General features: G+C 41.3%; 15 protein-coding genes and 1 CRISPR repeat array. Of the genes, 7 read left to right on the forward strand and 8 right to left on the reverse strand.

Annotation, left to right across the window (positions count from 1 at the left end; translation table 11 throughout):
* Positions 1-52: 52 nt before the first annotated feature.
* Positions 53-364, forward strand: a complete 312-nt coding sequence (locus V7K67_RS09005) for a threonine dehydratase (protein ID WP_334731680.1) — start codon at positions 53-55, stop codon at positions 362-364.
* Positions 365-627: 263 nt separating this feature from the next.
* On the opposite strand, the gene V7K67_RS09010 is transcribed toward V7K67_RS09005, so the two are convergent.
* Positions 628-837: a hypothetical protein gene (locus V7K67_RS09010; protein ID WP_179066062.1), complete on the reverse strand. Its 210-nt coding sequence runs from the start codon at positions 835-837 to the stop codon at positions 628-630.
* A gap of 369 nt (positions 838-1,206) precedes the next feature.
* On the opposite strand from V7K67_RS09010, the gene V7K67_RS09015 reads away from it, so the two are divergent.
* Both V7K67_RS09015 and mutL read left to right on the forward strand, forming a co-directional pair.
* Complete coding sequence (locus V7K67_RS09015; protein ID WP_334731679.1) at positions 1,207-2,256, forward strand: adenosine deaminase; 1,050 nt, start codon at positions 1,207-1,209, stop codon at positions 2,254-2,256.
* A gap of 251 nt (positions 2,257-2,507) precedes the next feature.
* Positions 2,508-4,313, forward strand: a complete 1,806-nt coding sequence (gene mutL, locus V7K67_RS09020; RefSeq protein WP_335166155.1) for a DNA mismatch repair endonuclease MutL — start codon at positions 2,508-2,510, stop codon at positions 4,311-4,313.
* 160 nt (positions 4,314-4,473) lie between these two features.
* Here the strand turns inward: mutL and V7K67_RS09025 are convergent, their stop codons facing one another.
* Positions 4,474-4,656, reverse strand: coding sequence for a CsbD family protein (locus V7K67_RS09025; RefSeq protein ID WP_334708230.1), 183 nt, complete (start codon positions 4,654-4,656; stop codon positions 4,474-4,476).
* 971 nt (positions 4,657-5,627) lie between these two features.
* Between V7K67_RS09025 and V7K67_RS09030 the strand changes: the two genes are divergently transcribed.
* Entirely contained in the window at positions 5,628-6,641 is a 1,014-nt protein-coding gene (locus V7K67_RS09030; protein WP_334708231.1) for a zinc-dependent alcohol dehydrogenase family protein, read from the forward strand.
* Between the two features lie 64 nt (positions 6,642-6,705).
* Here the strand turns inward: V7K67_RS09030 and V7K67_RS09035 are convergent, their stop codons facing one another.
* From V7K67_RS09035 to V7K67_RS09045, 3 genes are all read right to left on the reverse strand, one after another.
* Positions 6,706-7,377 carry a glutathione S-transferase family protein gene (locus tag V7K67_RS09035; protein ID WP_334733293.1) on the reverse strand — a complete coding sequence of 224 codons (672 nt, stop codon included), beginning with the start codon at positions 7,375-7,377 and terminating at the stop codon, positions 6,706-6,708.
* Positions 7,378-7,667: 290 nt separating this feature from the next.
* The gene (locus V7K67_RS09040; RefSeq protein WP_335166158.1) at positions 7,668-8,705 is read right to left on the reverse strand and encodes an NADP(H)-dependent aldo-keto reductase; all 1,038 of its coding nucleotides are present in this window, start codon (positions 8,703-8,705) and stop codon (positions 7,668-7,670) included.
* Between the two features lie 58 nt (positions 8,706-8,763).
* A complete protein-coding gene (locus V7K67_RS09045) occupies positions 8,764-9,474 on the reverse strand; it encodes an MFS transporter (protein WP_335166165.1) in 711 nt (236 codons plus the stop codon).
* 544 nt (positions 9,475-10,018) lie between these two features.
* Here V7K67_RS09045 and V7K67_RS09050 point away from each other — a divergent pair.
* Positions 10,019-10,609, forward strand: a complete 591-nt coding sequence (locus V7K67_RS09050) for a peptidoglycan-binding domain-containing protein (protein ID WP_334733290.1) — start codon at positions 10,019-10,021, stop codon at positions 10,607-10,609.
* A gap of 233 nt (positions 10,610-10,842) precedes the next feature.
* On the opposite strand, the gene wecB is transcribed toward V7K67_RS09050, so the two are convergent.
* Together wecB and V7K67_RS09060 are read right to left on the reverse strand one after the other, a co-directional pair.
* Positions 10,843-11,973, reverse strand: a complete 1,131-nt coding sequence (wecB, locus tag V7K67_RS09055; protein WP_335166160.1) for a non-hydrolyzing UDP-N-acetylglucosamine 2-epimerase — start codon at positions 11,971-11,973, stop codon at positions 10,843-10,845.
* A 262-nt stretch (positions 11,974-12,235) separates the two neighbouring features.
* Complete coding sequence (locus tag V7K67_RS09060) at positions 12,236-12,607, reverse strand: hypothetical protein (protein WP_292844585.1); 372 nt, start codon at positions 12,605-12,607, stop codon at positions 12,236-12,238.
* A gap of 730 nt (positions 12,608-13,337) precedes the next feature.
* Between V7K67_RS09060 and V7K67_RS09065 the strand changes: the two genes are divergently transcribed.
* The gene (locus V7K67_RS09065) at positions 13,338-14,609 is read left to right on the forward strand and encodes a type IV pilus twitching motility protein PilT (protein WP_334708240.1); all 1,272 of its coding nucleotides are present in this window, start codon (positions 13,338-13,340) and stop codon (positions 14,607-14,609) included.
* Between the two features lie 112 nt (positions 14,610-14,721).
* On the opposite strand, the gene V7K67_RS09070 is transcribed toward V7K67_RS09065, so the two are convergent.
* Complete coding sequence (locus V7K67_RS09070; protein WP_335166162.1) at positions 14,722-14,889, reverse strand: hypothetical protein; 168 nt, start codon at positions 14,887-14,889, stop codon at positions 14,722-14,724.
* A 95-nt stretch (positions 14,890-14,984) separates the two neighbouring features.
* Here V7K67_RS09070 and V7K67_RS09075 point away from each other — a divergent pair, with 95 nt between their 5' ends.
* On the forward strand, positions 14,985-15,752 hold the full coding sequence (locus tag V7K67_RS09075) for a circadian clock KaiB family protein (protein WP_334708242.1): 768 nt from the start codon (positions 14,985-14,987) through the stop codon (positions 15,750-15,752).
* A 250-nt stretch (positions 15,753-16,002) separates the two neighbouring features.
* A CRISPR array of direct repeats spans positions 16,003-16,397; the repeat unit is 37 nt; unit sequence ATTGCAATCAACTAAAATCCCTATTAGGGATTGAAAC.
* Positions 16,398-16,547 lie beyond the last annotated feature (150 nt).

Consider the following 16,547-nt stretch of genomic DNA (forward strand, 5'->3'; position numbering starts at 1 on the left):
CGATCGCAATTGAGTCACAATATATAGACAGGCAATCATTGAAGGTGGTGTCATGCTTCGGCTAACTCAAGCTATTCGGAACTTTTTCCTTCGCGTTGAAGGCTTATTTGGTGTTTTATTCCAAAGTTTTTCTAATTTTGTCGGAAATATATTTGGTTTTTTTGCCAAGCTTTTCGGATTCACTAGTTCTGGTTATTTCTTGGAATCTGAAGAGGTGCAAGGTATAAAGCAAGCTGCTGCTAAACAGCCAATTGAAACGAACCGTGATCACACTAGTAAAATTTCTACCACTAACCGCCGTCGCCCTAATGCCAAGCTTGACGACTACTACCTCAATATGGCTCGTGATGTGAAAAAGAACTGACAAAATACATCAATTGGAGAATGATATTTTAGCGTAGACGATCGCTATTGCACTACCCATTTTTTCTCTCAAAATTTTATAAATTATTGTCGCCCGCACTGGTGTAATGTGAGTGCGCGAAAACTATCCAGCCGCAATTAACCGATTTATCTGTACGTAGGCTAGCAAAAACCGCAGGTATCGCACCTTTAATAAAAATTTTGTCCAGCCTCAAGCTGGACAAGAGCTAGAAATATTTTTGAGATTGAATATCTACTTGATTTTTAACTTACCAAATCAACCAAGGCGTTACTATGAAAGCGAACTATAGATGAAACTGAGCAACCACGATAATTCTCAGAGGTGAATACTGATAGTGTGATATTAGCTTGACCGGGATCTAGTATGCGTTTTACCTTGCAGGTTTGCATTTTGTTGTTGCAGTAAGCAATAATGCGATCGCCAGCCTTGACTTCTAACGCTTGAATTTTCAATTAATACCAACCTTGCCCAGGAATTTGCTTAGTTAAAGTAGAAAATATATTGCTATACTTTACTTCTTCAACAATAGCAATGTTTATTTAACTATAACACAAAAATTAAAGATATTAATACTATCAATTTCATCTTGATAATGTCAAGCTTATTCATGCTCAAAACCTGTACTATTAAATGCTGGACTTTCAGAAAATCAGGATAAAACCCTAACTTCATGCAGCTTCTAAGTCTGAACCTCTATTGAGAAATCATGATCGTGTGAAACCTCCGTTTCAAATTCTCTAGAGTTAAATTTTTTCGAGGACAGATTTTTTCTTTCTATGTTTTTGTTACAATTATTGAAATTTTTACCTAAAAATACCACTATGGCCTTATATGCTGAATTACATAGACATCTAGGCGGCTCGGTCGTACCACGAGTTTTATGGCAATATTTCGAGCGACATGCTTCGGAGTTGATTTCCCGCTTTGCTGACTATTCAGAATTTGAAGATTTTTATACCCGCCCACGTAACACCCTAGATGAGTATCTAGAATTACACACCTTGGTAGAAAGTGTGCAAACTGTGGAGACTTTGCCTTACTTTATCTATCGCTTGGTACGGGGTGCTTATATATTTGAGAATTTGGCTTATCTGGAACTGCGCTACACTCCCTATTTGCGGACACCTGAACATCTGAGTCAATCCGAAAGAATTGACAAGATGGCAGAAATTGTGCAAGTAGTAGGACTTGCCAGCCACCAGCCAGAATATCCGATTATTACTAGCCAAATTCTCTGTATGCACACGCGCCTACCTTATGAGGTGAACAAGGCGATTATTGATTTGGCGGCACAAAATAAACAGTATGTCTGTGCAGTAGATGTAGCGGGGGGTGATAGCTATTACGCCAATCGCTTAGAAGAATGGATTAGTCTATATGATTATGCGCGATCGCTGGGCGTTAACACCACGGGACATCTATATGAAACCACCGCCGGTTGTTACCCAGAACTGTTACCCTATCTGATGCGAATTGGTCACGGCATCCAAATTCCCCTACTGTATCCAGAGTTACTTAATGATGTGGCTAAACGTGGGCAATGTTTAGAGGTTTGCCCCACAACTTACCTGAAAACTGGTACTTTGCAGGATATACGTCAACTCAAATTAGTCTTTGACCGTTGTTTTGATGCTGGGGTTGATATCGCTATCTGTACTGATAATGCTGGATTGCACAATGTGCGTCTACCATTTGAGTATGAGAATCTCTTGACTTACAACATTATTAGTTTTGAACAACTACACGCTTGTCAAGATGCAGCTTTCCGTCATGCTTTTGCTTGGCCTTATAGTCAACCTCCTGCATCCCTGTTGAACGGTTTACTCAAACCCGAACCACCTAAAGTTTTGGCAATCAGGGAAAGTAATTAACGACCACCTAGAGATAATTAGTAAATTAAAGGGTTTAAGACCCCTGCATCTACATGTAGCACCCATTTCAGTCGGGGTTTAAATCCCCCGTTAGCGCTAGCGTTAGCGACGGAGGAGCGTCAGTTGCCATAACGCTCTTAACTTATCGCTTGGCACTTCTCTTCTCTACGAGACGCTACGCGAACGTCTGAAATGTCTTTAATTTTGAATTTTGAATTGTCAACTCTCCCAGAAGCTATAAACTATAATTTATGGCATCTACTATTCAAGCTCTACCAACAGAAGTCGTATATCTCATTACAGCTGGAGAGGTAATCGACTCTTTAGCTTCTGTGGTGCGGGAATTGGTAGAAAATTCCCTAGACGCAGGTGCAACGCGAATTGTAGTTTCCCTATGGCCGCAGCAATGGCGAATTCGTGTGGCAGATAATGGTTGTGGAATGAATCTAGATGATTTGCAACAAGCAGCCACAGCTCACAGCACGAGTAAAATTCGCTCTAGTGCTGATTTGTGGAAAATTCACAGTTTGGGATTTCGTGGTGAGGCGTTGCACAGTTTGACGACTCTGGCAGATTTGGAGATTTTGAGTCGTCCTGTGGGCGGAAAATTGGGATGGCGGATGATTTATGGCGATGGTGGGGAAGTTGTGCAAGTTGAAGCAACTGCGATCGCACCTGGTACAGTGGTTACAGTTTCTAATCTTTTCGGTAATTGCTCATCTCGTCGTCAGGGATTACCTACATCAGCACAGCAAATGAAAGCCGTGCAAGCCACAATTCAACAAATTGCCCTGTGTCATCCCCACGTCACCTGGCAGATTTGGCAAAATGATCGTCAATGGTTCACCATCTGTCCCGCTGCCACAACTGGGCAACTACTACCGCAGATTTTACCGCAAGTGCGACAAGGTGACTTGCAAGAAGTGAAACTCGAAATACCCAACCCACTAAACTCAGAATACAGAACTCAGAATTCAGAATTCAGCACTTCTAATTCATCACTCCTACCTCTCTACTCAGCACTCCTAACTCCTAACTCCTCACTCCCCACTCCCCACTCAGCACTCACTTTAGTGGTAGGATTACCAGATCGCTGTCATCGTCATCGTCCAGATTGGGTACGTGTAGCCATTAATGGCAGGATGGTTAAAACACCAGAACTAGAGCAGACAATATTATCAGCATTTCACAGAACATTACCACGCGATCGCTATCCAATTTGTTTCTTACATCTTGCCATCTCCCCAGATCAAATCAACTGGAATCGCAACCCAGCAAAAACAGAAATTTACCTCAACGAAATCACTTATTGGCAAGAGCAAATTACCCAAGCAATTAACCAAGCACTCAGCATTTCTTCTACCAATCTCAAAGAAGCTGTTCACACAACACGAGTTAGTAAATTACTCAAAGCCGCAGAAGCCAAAGGCGGCTACAATTTCAATCCTCAAAATCCCAACGAAGATCAAAAAACTCCTAACTCTTGTACAGACGCGATTAATCGCGTCTCTATTCCTAACTCCTTAAAAGCTGTCGCTCAAGTTAGCAACACCTATATTGTGGCGGAACATTCAGGCGGCATGTGGTTAGTAGAACAGCACATTGCCCATGAGCGAGTTTTGTATGAGCAATTGTGTGATGATTGGCAATTACTCCCTATTGAACCGCCAATTATTCTTTATCAATTGTCGCCAGCGCAAGTATCGCAACTACAACGCATCGGTTTAGAAATAGAACCCTTTGGCGAACAACTTTGGGCAGTCCGAAACATCCCCGCACCTTTGCAGCCACGAGACGACTGTGCAGAAGCAATTTTAGAACTTAGTTGGGGAGGTGACTTACAAACAGCTCAAGTAGCCGTCGCCTGTCGCAGTGCCATTCGTAACGGTACACCTATGAACCACCAAGAGATGCAGACACTTTTAGATAATTGGCAACGCACACGCAACCCCCGCACCTGTCCCCACGGCCGCCCAATTTATCTATCTTTAGAAGAATCAGCTTTAGCCAGGTTTTTCCGGCGTAATTGGGTAATTGGTAAAAGTCATGGAATTTGATGTTTTCGGTGACACATTACAGTAACTAAAAAAGTAGCATTAAATACAACATTCTATTAAACAAAAAAACTCCACTAAATTTTATTAAGTGGAGTAATTAATGTTAGATTATTACTAGTAAATCATCGCTAGTAATGCTATCTACACTACACAAGCAAAATTAGCTTATAACTTTCTTAACTTCGTCCTTAATGTTTTCTACAGTGTGATCAACTTGGGCTTCAGCTTGCTTTGCTTGTCCTTCAGCTTTCTCTTGTGGATTACCGGTTATTTCACCCACAACCTCTTGAATTTTTCCTTCAATATTTTTTGCAGTAGCTTCTATTCTTTTTTCGATACTCATAGTTTTTATCTCCAACTTGTAGTTGATTTACTTACTATATAAACTAACAACAATGTATTGTTTTTTACATCCCTCGATTGGTTGAATAATTTGATAAGTTATCTTAACCTAAGATAGATGCGGGAGATAAAACCCGCATGAAAGGAACAGAACATTAAGCAAAATCAGTCTAAGAAGGCAAGGGTCAGAGTGATGTCCCCCTTGTCCCTCTTCCACCCGTCGAAACATCCGCATGGAAACTTGCGTATTACACCTGAGAGTTTCATCACCAAAAAATTCTGTTACCAAAATTGTTACGAGTGTGTTGTGATTGGGCGGTTACTTTATCATGATATACAGTTAAGCTCCTCACACCACACTGAAGACCGTGAAACGCTATGTTTCACGGTTTTTTACTTTTCAATGATGCGTAATTCTAAGTTATGGGATAGAACCTAGAGCGCCGGTCAACTAATATATGTTGACAAAAACGTCATTACGTGTGTATGGTCAAAACGCCTATTGATGGCTAAATTTTGAGGTCTAGTTTTTAGCGATCGCATTAAAACTGAGTGCATAAGGATTTCTCACCAGATTTATCAAACCGAAGTGCAGAGGTCTTAGGGGCGGGTTAAGCGAGACATTCATGAATGATGGATTATATCTGTTAACCCGCCCCTACTGAAGAGTGAGAAATGCGGGATAAACGTTCGATTAACATAACACCCATATCCTGCGCTTTACGTCAACTACTTGTACTTGACCGACGCTCTAGCGCTCTCAGTACAACAAAGAGGTGACATCACCCATTCAAAATCAATGAAATGCTTGCGCTGTATTAATTTTGAATTTTGTTAGCGCAGCGTAAAGCCTTCTCTTCTTCTATCGGAGACGCTGCGCGAACGTAGAGAGCGTCATGTTAACTTTTAAATTCCGCCTTGCGGTACTAGTGTTGTACTGTGGCGTTTGAGCTATTGACAAACAGAAATTCTATGAAAGTTTACGAAATTCAAAGTAACGCCGGAATTGATGCCCTAGCGTTAGTAGAACGCCCTGAACCAAAACCCGCAGTTGGGCAAGTTCTCATTCAAATCAAAGCAATATCCTTAAATTACCGCGATCTGCTTGTTATTGAAGGAGCTTACGGTGCCAGACAGAAATATCCGTTAATTCCCGTATCTGACGGTGCGGGGGAAGTGGTGGCGTTGGGGGAAGGTGTGACACGGGTAAAAATAGGCGATCGCGTAGCTGGTATTTTCTTCCAAGACTGGATTTATGGCTCTTTAACTAAAGAGAAAATGAAATCTGATCTCGGAAGCGGTATTGATGGAATGCTGGCTGAGTATGTCGTATTACACCAAGATGGTTTAGTGATATTACCAGACCACTTATCTTACATTGAAGGTGCAACTTTATCTTGTGCAGCAGTCACAGCTTGGCACGGATTGGTAACAAAAGGCAATATTGGCGCAGGTGATAATATTTTGTTACTTGGTACTGGGGGAGTTTCAATTTTTGCTCTCCAGTTTGCTAAGATACATGGTGCTAGAGCGATTATTACTTCCAGCAGTGATGAAAAGTTGGCAAGAGCCAAACAGCTTGGTGCTGACGAGACAATCAACTACAAAACAACACCAGATTGGGAAAAGCAAGTTTACCAATTAACCAATCGCACAGGTGTAGATCATGTAGTTGAGGTAGGGGGCGCAGGTACTCTGCCAAAATCACTACAAGCAGCCCGCATTGGGGGACGTATTAGTTTGATTGGCGTATTGTCAGGTAGAGGAAATGAGATTGACCCCATGCCAATACTTTTTAAGAGTTTAACAGTTCAGGGAATTTATGTTGGCAGTCGGGAAATGTTTGAGGCAATGAATCAGGCGATGCAACAGCATCAAATTAAACCGATTATTGATCGAGTTTTCCCCTTCACTGAAGCACGAGAGGCTTATCATTACCTCAAAAGCGCGGCTCACTTTGGAAAAGTCGTAATTCGTAATTCGTAATTTTCAAGAGTTTTCACAATCCCCACCGAACTCACGAGTTGAGGGTGGGGACTTCCGCGATATGTTAAACAGCAGCGAGAGTAGGCACAGCGAATTTAGCATATCGCTCGATGTAGAATTCCTTAGAGTGAGCGATCGCTTTCACAGACTCATGCTCTTTCAAAGCACGTTTCCACTGACGTACACGGGTAAATTGCTCTGGTATTCCAAAGCCGCGATACTGCTTGAGTGCAGCCCAGCGCTCAAACCAGGGGAAATAGGTGAAATCAACCAAACTGATGGATTCACCAAACCAGTAGGGGCCTTCTCCAGATAGCTTTGCTAAACCTTCGTTTTCAATGAATTCCAGGTGTTTGTATAGTTCCTGTTTAGCTTCTTCTTGTTTTTGGGGATCTGAACTCCGCAGCAGGGTAGAAAAAGCGGGAACGAACCTAGTGTTAGCAAAATCGATCCAGATGCGAGCCTGTGCCTTAGCAATGGGGCTGCTGGGTAACAGCGGTGGATTGGGAAATACCTCATCGAGATATTCGTTAATTACCGCAGACTCCCAAACTCGGTTATCGCCATGAGTTAGTGCAGGCACTTTACCATAGGGGGAAACTTTGGTAAACCCTTCCGGCTTATTCTGCAAATCAATCTCAATCAAATCAAAGTCGATGCCTTTCTCTTGGAGTACCAAGCGGGTACGGTGAGCATAAGGACAAACAACTGCACTGTATACTTTAATTTCAGCCATGTTTAAGTACCTTGGTAAATAGAACTTGTTAATCGCCATTGGGAATTGAATTTTCATCCAAAATCCCAAATCTTAAATGGGCATGGGGCATTGGGCATTGGTTATTAGCAAATGTTCGCTGATTCCACCTCGATTCACAATGACTTTTTTACCAATCAGATCATCGAATTTCCGAATGGGGGAATCGGCATGAACTACAATCCCTTAGCCTGGTAACGAGGCAACTCAGGCTTGCGCCGTTTATAAGTTAGTTAGGTGACTCAAGACTCATTACTCACCACTCAGCACTCTTATGGTGCCGGGTTTGGCGACTGAGCGTGAACTATATCCAACTCTTCCAAAATGTCTTTGTTGAGAACTACATCCACACTTTCCAGATTCTCTTTGAGTTGTTCCAGTGTGGTAGCACCAATAATTGTGCTAGGCACAAACCAACGACTCCGCACGAATGCCAAAGCTAGATGTGCTGGACTGAGTTGATGGCGCTTGGCAATTTCCACATAAGCTTCTACTGCTTGACTTACTTTTGGTTTCAAATAGCGCTGACCAAAATTTTCAAACAAACTGACTCTTGCTTTCTCTGGTTTGCCGTTTAGGTATTTGCCAGTCAAGAAGCCAAATGCTAAAGGACTATAAGCTAGTAACCCAATTTCTTCGTGATAAACTGCTTCTGCTAAGGCTCCGTCAAATACTCGATTCAGCAAGTTGTAAGCATTTTGAATCGAAACGACTTTGGGCAATCCTAATTGTTTAGCAGCATTACTAAATTGGGCGACTCCCCAAGGGGTTTCATTACTCAAACCAAGATAGCGAATTTTCCCTGCCTTAATTACGTCGGCAAAAACTGCTAGCTGTTCAGTTATGGGAACCGTTTCTTCTACCTGAGTTGGATCGAACACCGTTTGCCCAAACCGTGGCACGTAGCGATCGGGCCAGTGAATTTGGTACAGATCGATATAGTCTGTCTGTAATCTTTTTAGACTATCATCTACAGCCTGTTTGATATTATTACGATCAATTGCTTTGGCTCCACCACGTACCCATTTAAAGCCTCGACCAGGGCCAGCAATTTTAGTAGCTATAATAAGTTGCTCTCTTTGTTGACGTTTTAACCATTCCCCGATGTAAGTTTCAGTTAAGCCATACGTTTCGGCACTCGTTGGCACAGGATACATCTCTGCCGCATCAATAAAGTTGACTCCTTGGGCGATAGAATAATCTAGCTGATCGTGAGCTTCTTCGATAGTATTTTGTTGTCCATAAGTCATTGTGCCCAGACAAATTTCGGAAACCTTTAAGTCACTCTTGCCAAGTTGGTTATACTTCATATTATTGTATTAGTCTTAGGTCAAAAACGCGGTTTTTAGATAATCTACCACAAAAACTTTATTCTAAAATAATTTCCTGTTTAATATAAATTTGATGTAGTAAGCTTTCTATTTTTGGCAATTGTTTGTAAAACATGATTGAGCCAGTAACACAACACAATGCACCAAAAATTAAAGCAGTTTTTACATCTGTTATACTTACTAATCCACCTATAAATAAATTGCCGAAAGGTATGATTACCATTACAGACATATTATAGAGACTCATAATCAGACCTCTTTTTTCATCGTCTGATATTGTCTGTAGAACAGCATTACTTGATGAGTATTCTAAGATATAGCTACAGCCAATTACTGGGAAGGTAATTAAAGAAAACCAAAAACTCTTTGAGAGTGAAAAAGTAATTAGTGCTATGCCAAATATAGCTGGTGCAATCGCAATAATTTTTTCAAGTCCTCTTGCAGTTTTTCGGTAACTCAAATAAATACCACCACATAATGCTCCAAGTCCTGATGCTCCCGTCAAATAACCGAGAGTGCTAGAATCTCCATGCAGAATTTCGACAGCAAAAACAGGCATAATTCTGAGATACGGCATTCCCATAAAACTGAATAATGCTATCAATAGCAAAATTGAGCGAATAGGCAAAAGTTCGTATGCATAAGTAAAGCCTTCTTTGAAATCTTTTAATATATTATTCTGATGATTTCTTTGTCTGATTACTGGCTTTTCAAGCTGAATTGCTAATAAAGCTAAAATTACAGCAATACAAAACTATTAGCAAATAAAGATTTTGCTAATACCACGTTAAATTGATACACGGCAAGTATTTAATGGACGCAGTGAACCGCCAGATAAGTAAGCTAGCTTGGAGTCATAAAAAATCTGGAATTTTAGTAAAAAATACTTGCTTTTATTCAGTTTTTGTGAGTTCGAATTTTTCAGTCTAAGCATATACTACGATAAATGGACTGGTTTACCGTAGTATACCAAAAAATCTTCAGATTCTTCTAAAATTAAAACTTAATAAATATTGATACAGGATATGAGACTTCGGCAGACGATCCTATACAAGCCAAGAGACTTAGACGAGTTAGCTTCTTTGTGAGTTTATTTGGACTCAAACAAGTCATTACTCCTGAATCATTAGTACCAATGACCAATGACCAATGACTAATTTTATTTTTTCTTAATTTCGCTACCAAAAAAACCTTTTGAAAGAACCGTGATATAAAATATACTAAGAATAAATACAGAGAACAACCAAGTAGTTCTCTACGAGTACTCATTTTTTCATATAAAGGAGCGAATTATGGAATATCTTGCTTATTCCCACATGTTTATTGCTCAAGAAGAGGCATCTGGAAACCCTAAGTATAATCTCCCTAAACCTCAGTTCAATTGGAAAAAACTACTTAAATCTTCGGCTTGGTTAGCTTTAGCTGGTGTTGGTGTATTACTTGGTGCTGTCAGCCAAATTCAAATGAGTTCGGCTGCTTATGTAAAAACTAACGGCAGTTGTTTACGTATCCGTACAGGCCCAAGTACCAACTACTCTTATGTGGATTGTGTATCAAATGGGGCAACACTTCCAGAGATTGAAAGGTATGAAAACGGTTTTGCTAGGCTTTCTACGGGTAGATACGTTTTTGCCCGATGGGTTGGTGATAAACCTAACAACCCTCCTGTGACCAAACCTGGTGGTGTTGGTGGTTCGGTGATTCTTACCCCTGGTTCTAAAGGTCAGCTGGTCAGAGATGTTCAAACAGCTTTAGGCAATCTCACAGTTGATGGATTTTACGGTCAAGAAACTGTTAGCCGAGTCCGAAGCTTTCAGCAAAGTAAAGGTCTACTTGTAGATGGTGTTGTGGGCCCCGAAACTCGATCTGCTTTGGGTATTTAGCCAGAAGCCACCTTTGAAAAATCTCCTTTCCAAGTTCTACCTGTTTTCTGGCGCGATCAAGAGAAATCATAAATCAGGAACTTAAATCAAAACTTCGCACTGTCTCGCCCGTCATCAGGCGGGCAAGATGACCTCACTACACAAGAACTGGTAAAAATGAAAAACTAGGATCAAAACCGATTTTATACACCCTACAAAATAGAAATTTTGCACTTTGTTTAATCTATAAGTTCCTAAGTTGATGTTTCTGATAAAATACCCAAGTAATTTTGCACAATCTGCAAAATGCTCTCTGCTGCATGACCATCCCCAAAGGGATTGATTGCATTTGCCATCGCTTCATAGGCATCTGAGTCACTGAGTAACTCAGCCGCAGCTGCAAAAATATTCTCACTTGTAGTGCCTACAAGTTTGGCTGTACCAGCTGTAACAGCCTCCGGCCTTTCGGTAGTGTCTCTCAAAACCAGTACTGGTTTTCCCAAACTGGGGGCTTCTTCTTGCAAGCCACCAGAGTCAGTCAGCAAAAGATGCGATCGCCCAATTGCTGCCACCAATTCCCCATAATCTAGAGGTTCTGTCAAGAAAATTCGGGGATGATTCCCTAAAAGTTCCTGCAACGGGACTCGCACTGTCGGATTGCGGTGCAATGGTAAGAGCATTGCTGTATCAGGAAACTTGTCTAAAATTTGTAAAAAGCCCTGAGCGATCGCTAACAGAGGTTCTCCCCAATTCTCCCGACGATGAACTGTTGCTAACAGAACCCGATATGATTCCCAGTCTAAACCTGGTACATTACAAACTACTTGGGTTGCCGCGACATTTAACAAGGCATCAATTACTGTATTACCCGTCATGTGAATTTCACCCAAAACACCAGAACGATGCAAATTTTCTACAGCCCAAGGAGTCGGCGCAAAGTGCAACTGAGTAATTTGAGAAATCAACCGCCGATTAGCTTCTTCTGGGTAAGGATTGAATATATCATCAGTCCTTAATCCTGCTTCTACATGACCAACAGGGATTTTTTGATAAAAAGCTGCCAAAGCTGCGGCAAAGGCCGTGGTAGTATCTCCCTGCACCAGCACTAAATCTGGCTTTTCCACCTGGAATAAGGCTTCTAACCCTTGCAAACTACGGCAAGTAATATCATTCAGAGATTGCTGAACCTGCATAATTTCCAAGTTATAATCTGACTTGATATTAAACAGTTGCATAACTTGCTCAACCATCTCCCGATGCTGTCCAGTTAGAATTACTTGCAACTCAAAACCTGAAGACTTCTGGAAAACCTGAATCACCGGAGCTAGTTTAATCGCTTCTGGGCGAGTACCTAAGATAATGCAAACGCGTTTTTGATTAGTCATTAGTTATTGGTCATCTGTAATTTGCCAATGGTTATAGTCAATGGTCTTTGCTCAATAGTCAAGAGTGGGCGGTCAATCATCACACAAACCATAAATATAAAATCATAAATCACACAAGATATAAAAAAACCCGGCTTCACCGGGCAAATGCACTGTTTGTCAATTTAACTGTAATGACTATTTGACTATATTTTGATCTCACAAATGAAAAAACCCGGCTTAACCGGGCAGACGCACTGTTTGTCTAATTCACTTGTAATGACTATTTAATCTCACAAGTTAGAGGGCAAGCAGCGTAAACAGTAGTCTGCGTTTGGTCTGCCTCTCCATGCAGCCAGCTTAACCATTTAACTTCACTAGGATGAACTCCTTTAACAGTTAGCACACCCGCAGCCAATACAACTGCCATGACATTAAACATGATTAAAGCGCCTGCTACCAGCAAAACCGCACTAACAGGCATCACCGATTGTAAGATAATCGACAACAGACATCCGACCGTAGCCATCAAGACAACTAGTGGAAAACCCACAACCAACAAGCATACTGCTAATGTAAAAGTCCATATTAAAAAGCTTTTAATCATCAACAAGGAGTAGGTCTTTCCTAGATTAGAGCTTTGAGCAGAAACCATGACTTTTCCTCCCAAAATACAGAGCATATTTTAATTTCAGTCATATCTCGCTTTTTGCGAGTCAAACTGAATTCTTTCAGTGAAATTTCAGTATATAAAAACTAATGGGAAAAATGAGCATTTGTTTACTAAAGTTTACAGTTAATTTTTTGTAATTATGGATATAAACTCAAGTTTCTATCTATTAAAAAAACTTGTTTTCTGCATCTATCTTGAGATACATAACCTAAAAGGTGTGAGCTTTTAACCTTGATCCCCACGATATCGCTTCTATTCAACTTAACATTTCTTATGAAAACTAGCAGTGGTTCTCATAATTCCTCGATGGGCTGAATAAATGATCTGCCAGTATTTGTGCTGTTAATTGCTGGCAATTCGTGTCCATACCTGAAATAAATTTCTCATCTAAATCCTAATAAAATTTACTTTAAAAATGAAGTATTAAAAGTTACCTATAGATCAATGTATATTTGCTGAGGTGTTTTGAGTCCTTGCGTGTGTTAAACCAGGTTAGATAAGTTAAATAATTTATCTAAATATTCTGAGTAGTGGAATCTCAGGAAAAAAAGATACCAATTGAGGTGGATTAAATGGATTGACCGTGGTTCTAGAGTTTCAATCGTCTTACATCACTGCTAAAGCTTGCAGACAAGCATTTTTCAAAAGTCATCAAAGCAAGTGACTTGACTTCTCGTTAATTCAACTTTTTAACTGCCAAATGTGAAGATATATGACAGAATCACAGTCTCCATTAACTACTAACTCTGCTCCCGGACGTAACCTGCCACCAATGCCGCCGCCACCACCGCCAACCCCAACCGTTAGTACGCAGCGGCAGATGACACAAACACTAGATATGTCAAGTAACCCGCCTGTTGCAGGTCATCGTCCGGGTAGTCCACCACCAATACCGACTTCAGTTCGCCCTCAAAACAGTAATGCGGGGCCAACTTTAGAGAAGTTAATCAGGGAAGCTTACGACCAGGGATATTCTGACCTTCACTTAGGAGTAGGTGAAGTACCACGCTTCCGCAGCCGAGGAGAAATTCAATCAATGGATTATCCCGAAACAGATAAAGAAGCTTTTATGAATTGGTTGCGGGAGGTGATGAGTGAGGCGGAAATTCAGCGCTTTGAAGAACACTTAGAATTTGACGGAGCAACTCAATATGATTTTGCTCGCGTGCGGATTAATGTTTTTGGTACTCTTAGAGGGCCTGCAATGGTGTTGCGGTTAATTCCGCTGAAAATCTTAACTATGGAACAGTTGAATTTACCCCCAATCTTTCGGGATATTTGTCATCACCATAAAGGTTTAATTTTGGTAACTGGGCCCACTGGTTCTGGTAAATCTACCACAATGGCAGCGATGGTTGACTACATCAATAAGGAGATGGCCAAGCATATCATCACCATTGAAGACCCGATAGAATTTATCCATCAAAGCCGCAAGTCTTTAGTCAAACAGCGGGAAGTGGGAATGCATACCCGGAAATTTGACAATGCTTTGAAAGCAGCTTTGCGGGAAGACCCAGATTTGATTTTGGTGGGGGAAATGCGGGATAAGGAAACAGTTAACACCGCCCTAAAAGCCGCTCAGACTGGTCACTTGGTCATGGGAACTCTACACACCAATAGCGCTGTCAAAACCATTGAGCGGATTCTCAATCTCTACTCTGGTGACGAACAGGATGCAATGCGGGTGGCAATTTCTGAGTCTTTAGTGTCAGTAATTGCTCAAGGTTTGTGTCGCACAACTGACGGTAAGCGGGCTGCTTTCCATGATGTGCTAATCAATACTGAGGCTATTAAAGAATGGATCAAAGATGGTAAGTATGATGAAATTGGCGAGTTGATGAAACAAGCCAGCTTTGACGGCATGATTACGATGAATCAATCGTTACTCAATCTCTATCAAAACGGTCGCATCACTGAAGAAACGGCTTTAGAAATGTCGCCAACTCCTAACGAAATGGCGCAGTTTCTCCGAGGTCGGGTTTAGGATTGGGGGATTGGGGACTGGGGATTGGGGACTGGGGATTGGGGACTGGGGACTGGGGATTGGGGACTGGGGACTGGGGATTGGGGACTGGGGACTGGTCAATATTTAGTAGTCAGTAATTTTCCCTCATCTCCCTCATCTCCCTCATCTCCCTCATCTCCCTCATCTCCCTCATCTCCCTTATCTCCCTCATCTCCCTTATCTCCCTCATCTCCCTCATCTCCCTCATCTCCCTCATCTCCCTTATCCCCCTCATCTTCACCCAGTCCCTAATCCCCACTCCCCAATTCCAAATATCTTTGCGATCCTGGTTGCGGTTATAGCTAAGGTAAAAGGTAAAAGAGAGAATTTTTTACTTTTAGCTTCCTAACCTCTGTGAATAACTTGACGACAAATAAACTATCTACACCCCAGTTGTTTAAAGGCATTGCCCTATTTACACCTGGAGGAGATTTAATTTACTGCATCGACCCTAGCAAGCAGGGTCGATGGCATTTGCATTTGTGTTCGGCTTTGCAAGAAATTCTAGATTTGCCAGAGCCGCCGCATTTTTTAGTGCCTTGTTATACTGCAACTATTGATAACTGGTTAGATCCGCGCACTCAACAAGTGCGAACTTTTGCTGAAGCTTATCCGGCTGTAATTAGACATCAAGCTTTGCTTAATGCCATTTTTGGCACAGGGGAGTTAGTATGGCAAGCAGCTCCCTGGCAAGAGGGGTTGTGCGATCGCATGGTGTTAACAACTTATCGTTCCTCATTTGGGCAGCTTTGGGAAGATCACGATTTAATTGTTCGTCTAGACCTTTCTGAACCTGTGCCAAAATACCACCAACCAGTTATAGTCCAAAAAAAAGAGGCGATCGCACAAGGCTATGTTCTCCGCTTGTTTGTCGCCGGACATAGCACAACTACTGAACGCATCCTTCAGAATTTACACGAATTATTAGAGCGATCGCTTGGACATCCTTATACCCTGAAGGTGATTGATGTTTTAAGTCATCCAGAACAAGCAGAACTCAATCAGGTTTCTGCAACTCCTACTCTTGTCAAGGTTTGGCCTCACCCAATTCGGCGAATTGTTGGAGAGTTGGATCATGTAGAAAAGATTTTACAAATGCTAGCTGCTAAGGAAACATTTTAAATAATCGACTAATTTTTTGCCAAGTGCGCGAATGGGTAGGTGTTGGAGAAGGGATAACAACAAAAATGGCTAGATCGTCGTATATACAAGGATTTCAGGGCTACATCATCTTTAAACCATCCGCGCACCTTATGTAGACTGACTTTCAGCTATTTACATCTGGCACAATTACCACTCCTTATGTTATGATTTCTGCATTCGCGCTATTGAACCTTGAAAACCAAATAACACAAAGCTCTCAGACGCCAGCATTGCAATCAACTAAAATCCCTATTAGGGATTGAAACTCTTCAATATTCTTCTGGGCTTTCTATCTTTACTATTGCAATCAACTAAAATCCCTATTAGGGATTGAAACAATGGATTGTTGTGTGTATGAAGAGAGGATTAACATTGCAATCAACTAAAATCCCTATTAGGGATTGAAACGGCTCTAATTATGGCGCAGCACTGCTAGAATTAGGCGAATTGCAATCAACTAAAATCCCTATTAGGGATTGAAACAATCATCTCTTTTGCTTGCAGTATCAGCACTGGATTGCAATCAACTAAAATCCCTATTAGGGATTGAAACTCTTGTTTGGAAGATTCTCTTCGGTAATTATTTCATTGCAATCAACTAAAATCCCTATTAGGGATTGAAACTGGGCATACAACGGAAGTATCAAATAAGCATTACATTGCAATCAACTAAAATCCCTATTAACCCAAGTTGCTAGTTATTGATTGAGGCGATCGCTTGATGTAATAAAATCCCCTCCAGGTATAAAAAACGGAGGGGAATATGCTAAATGA

The sequence above is a fragment of the Nostoc sp. genome (assembly GCF_036917155.1).
Classification (GTDB): domain Bacteria; phylum Cyanobacteriota; class Cyanobacteriia; order Cyanobacteriales; family Nostocaceae; genus Nostoc.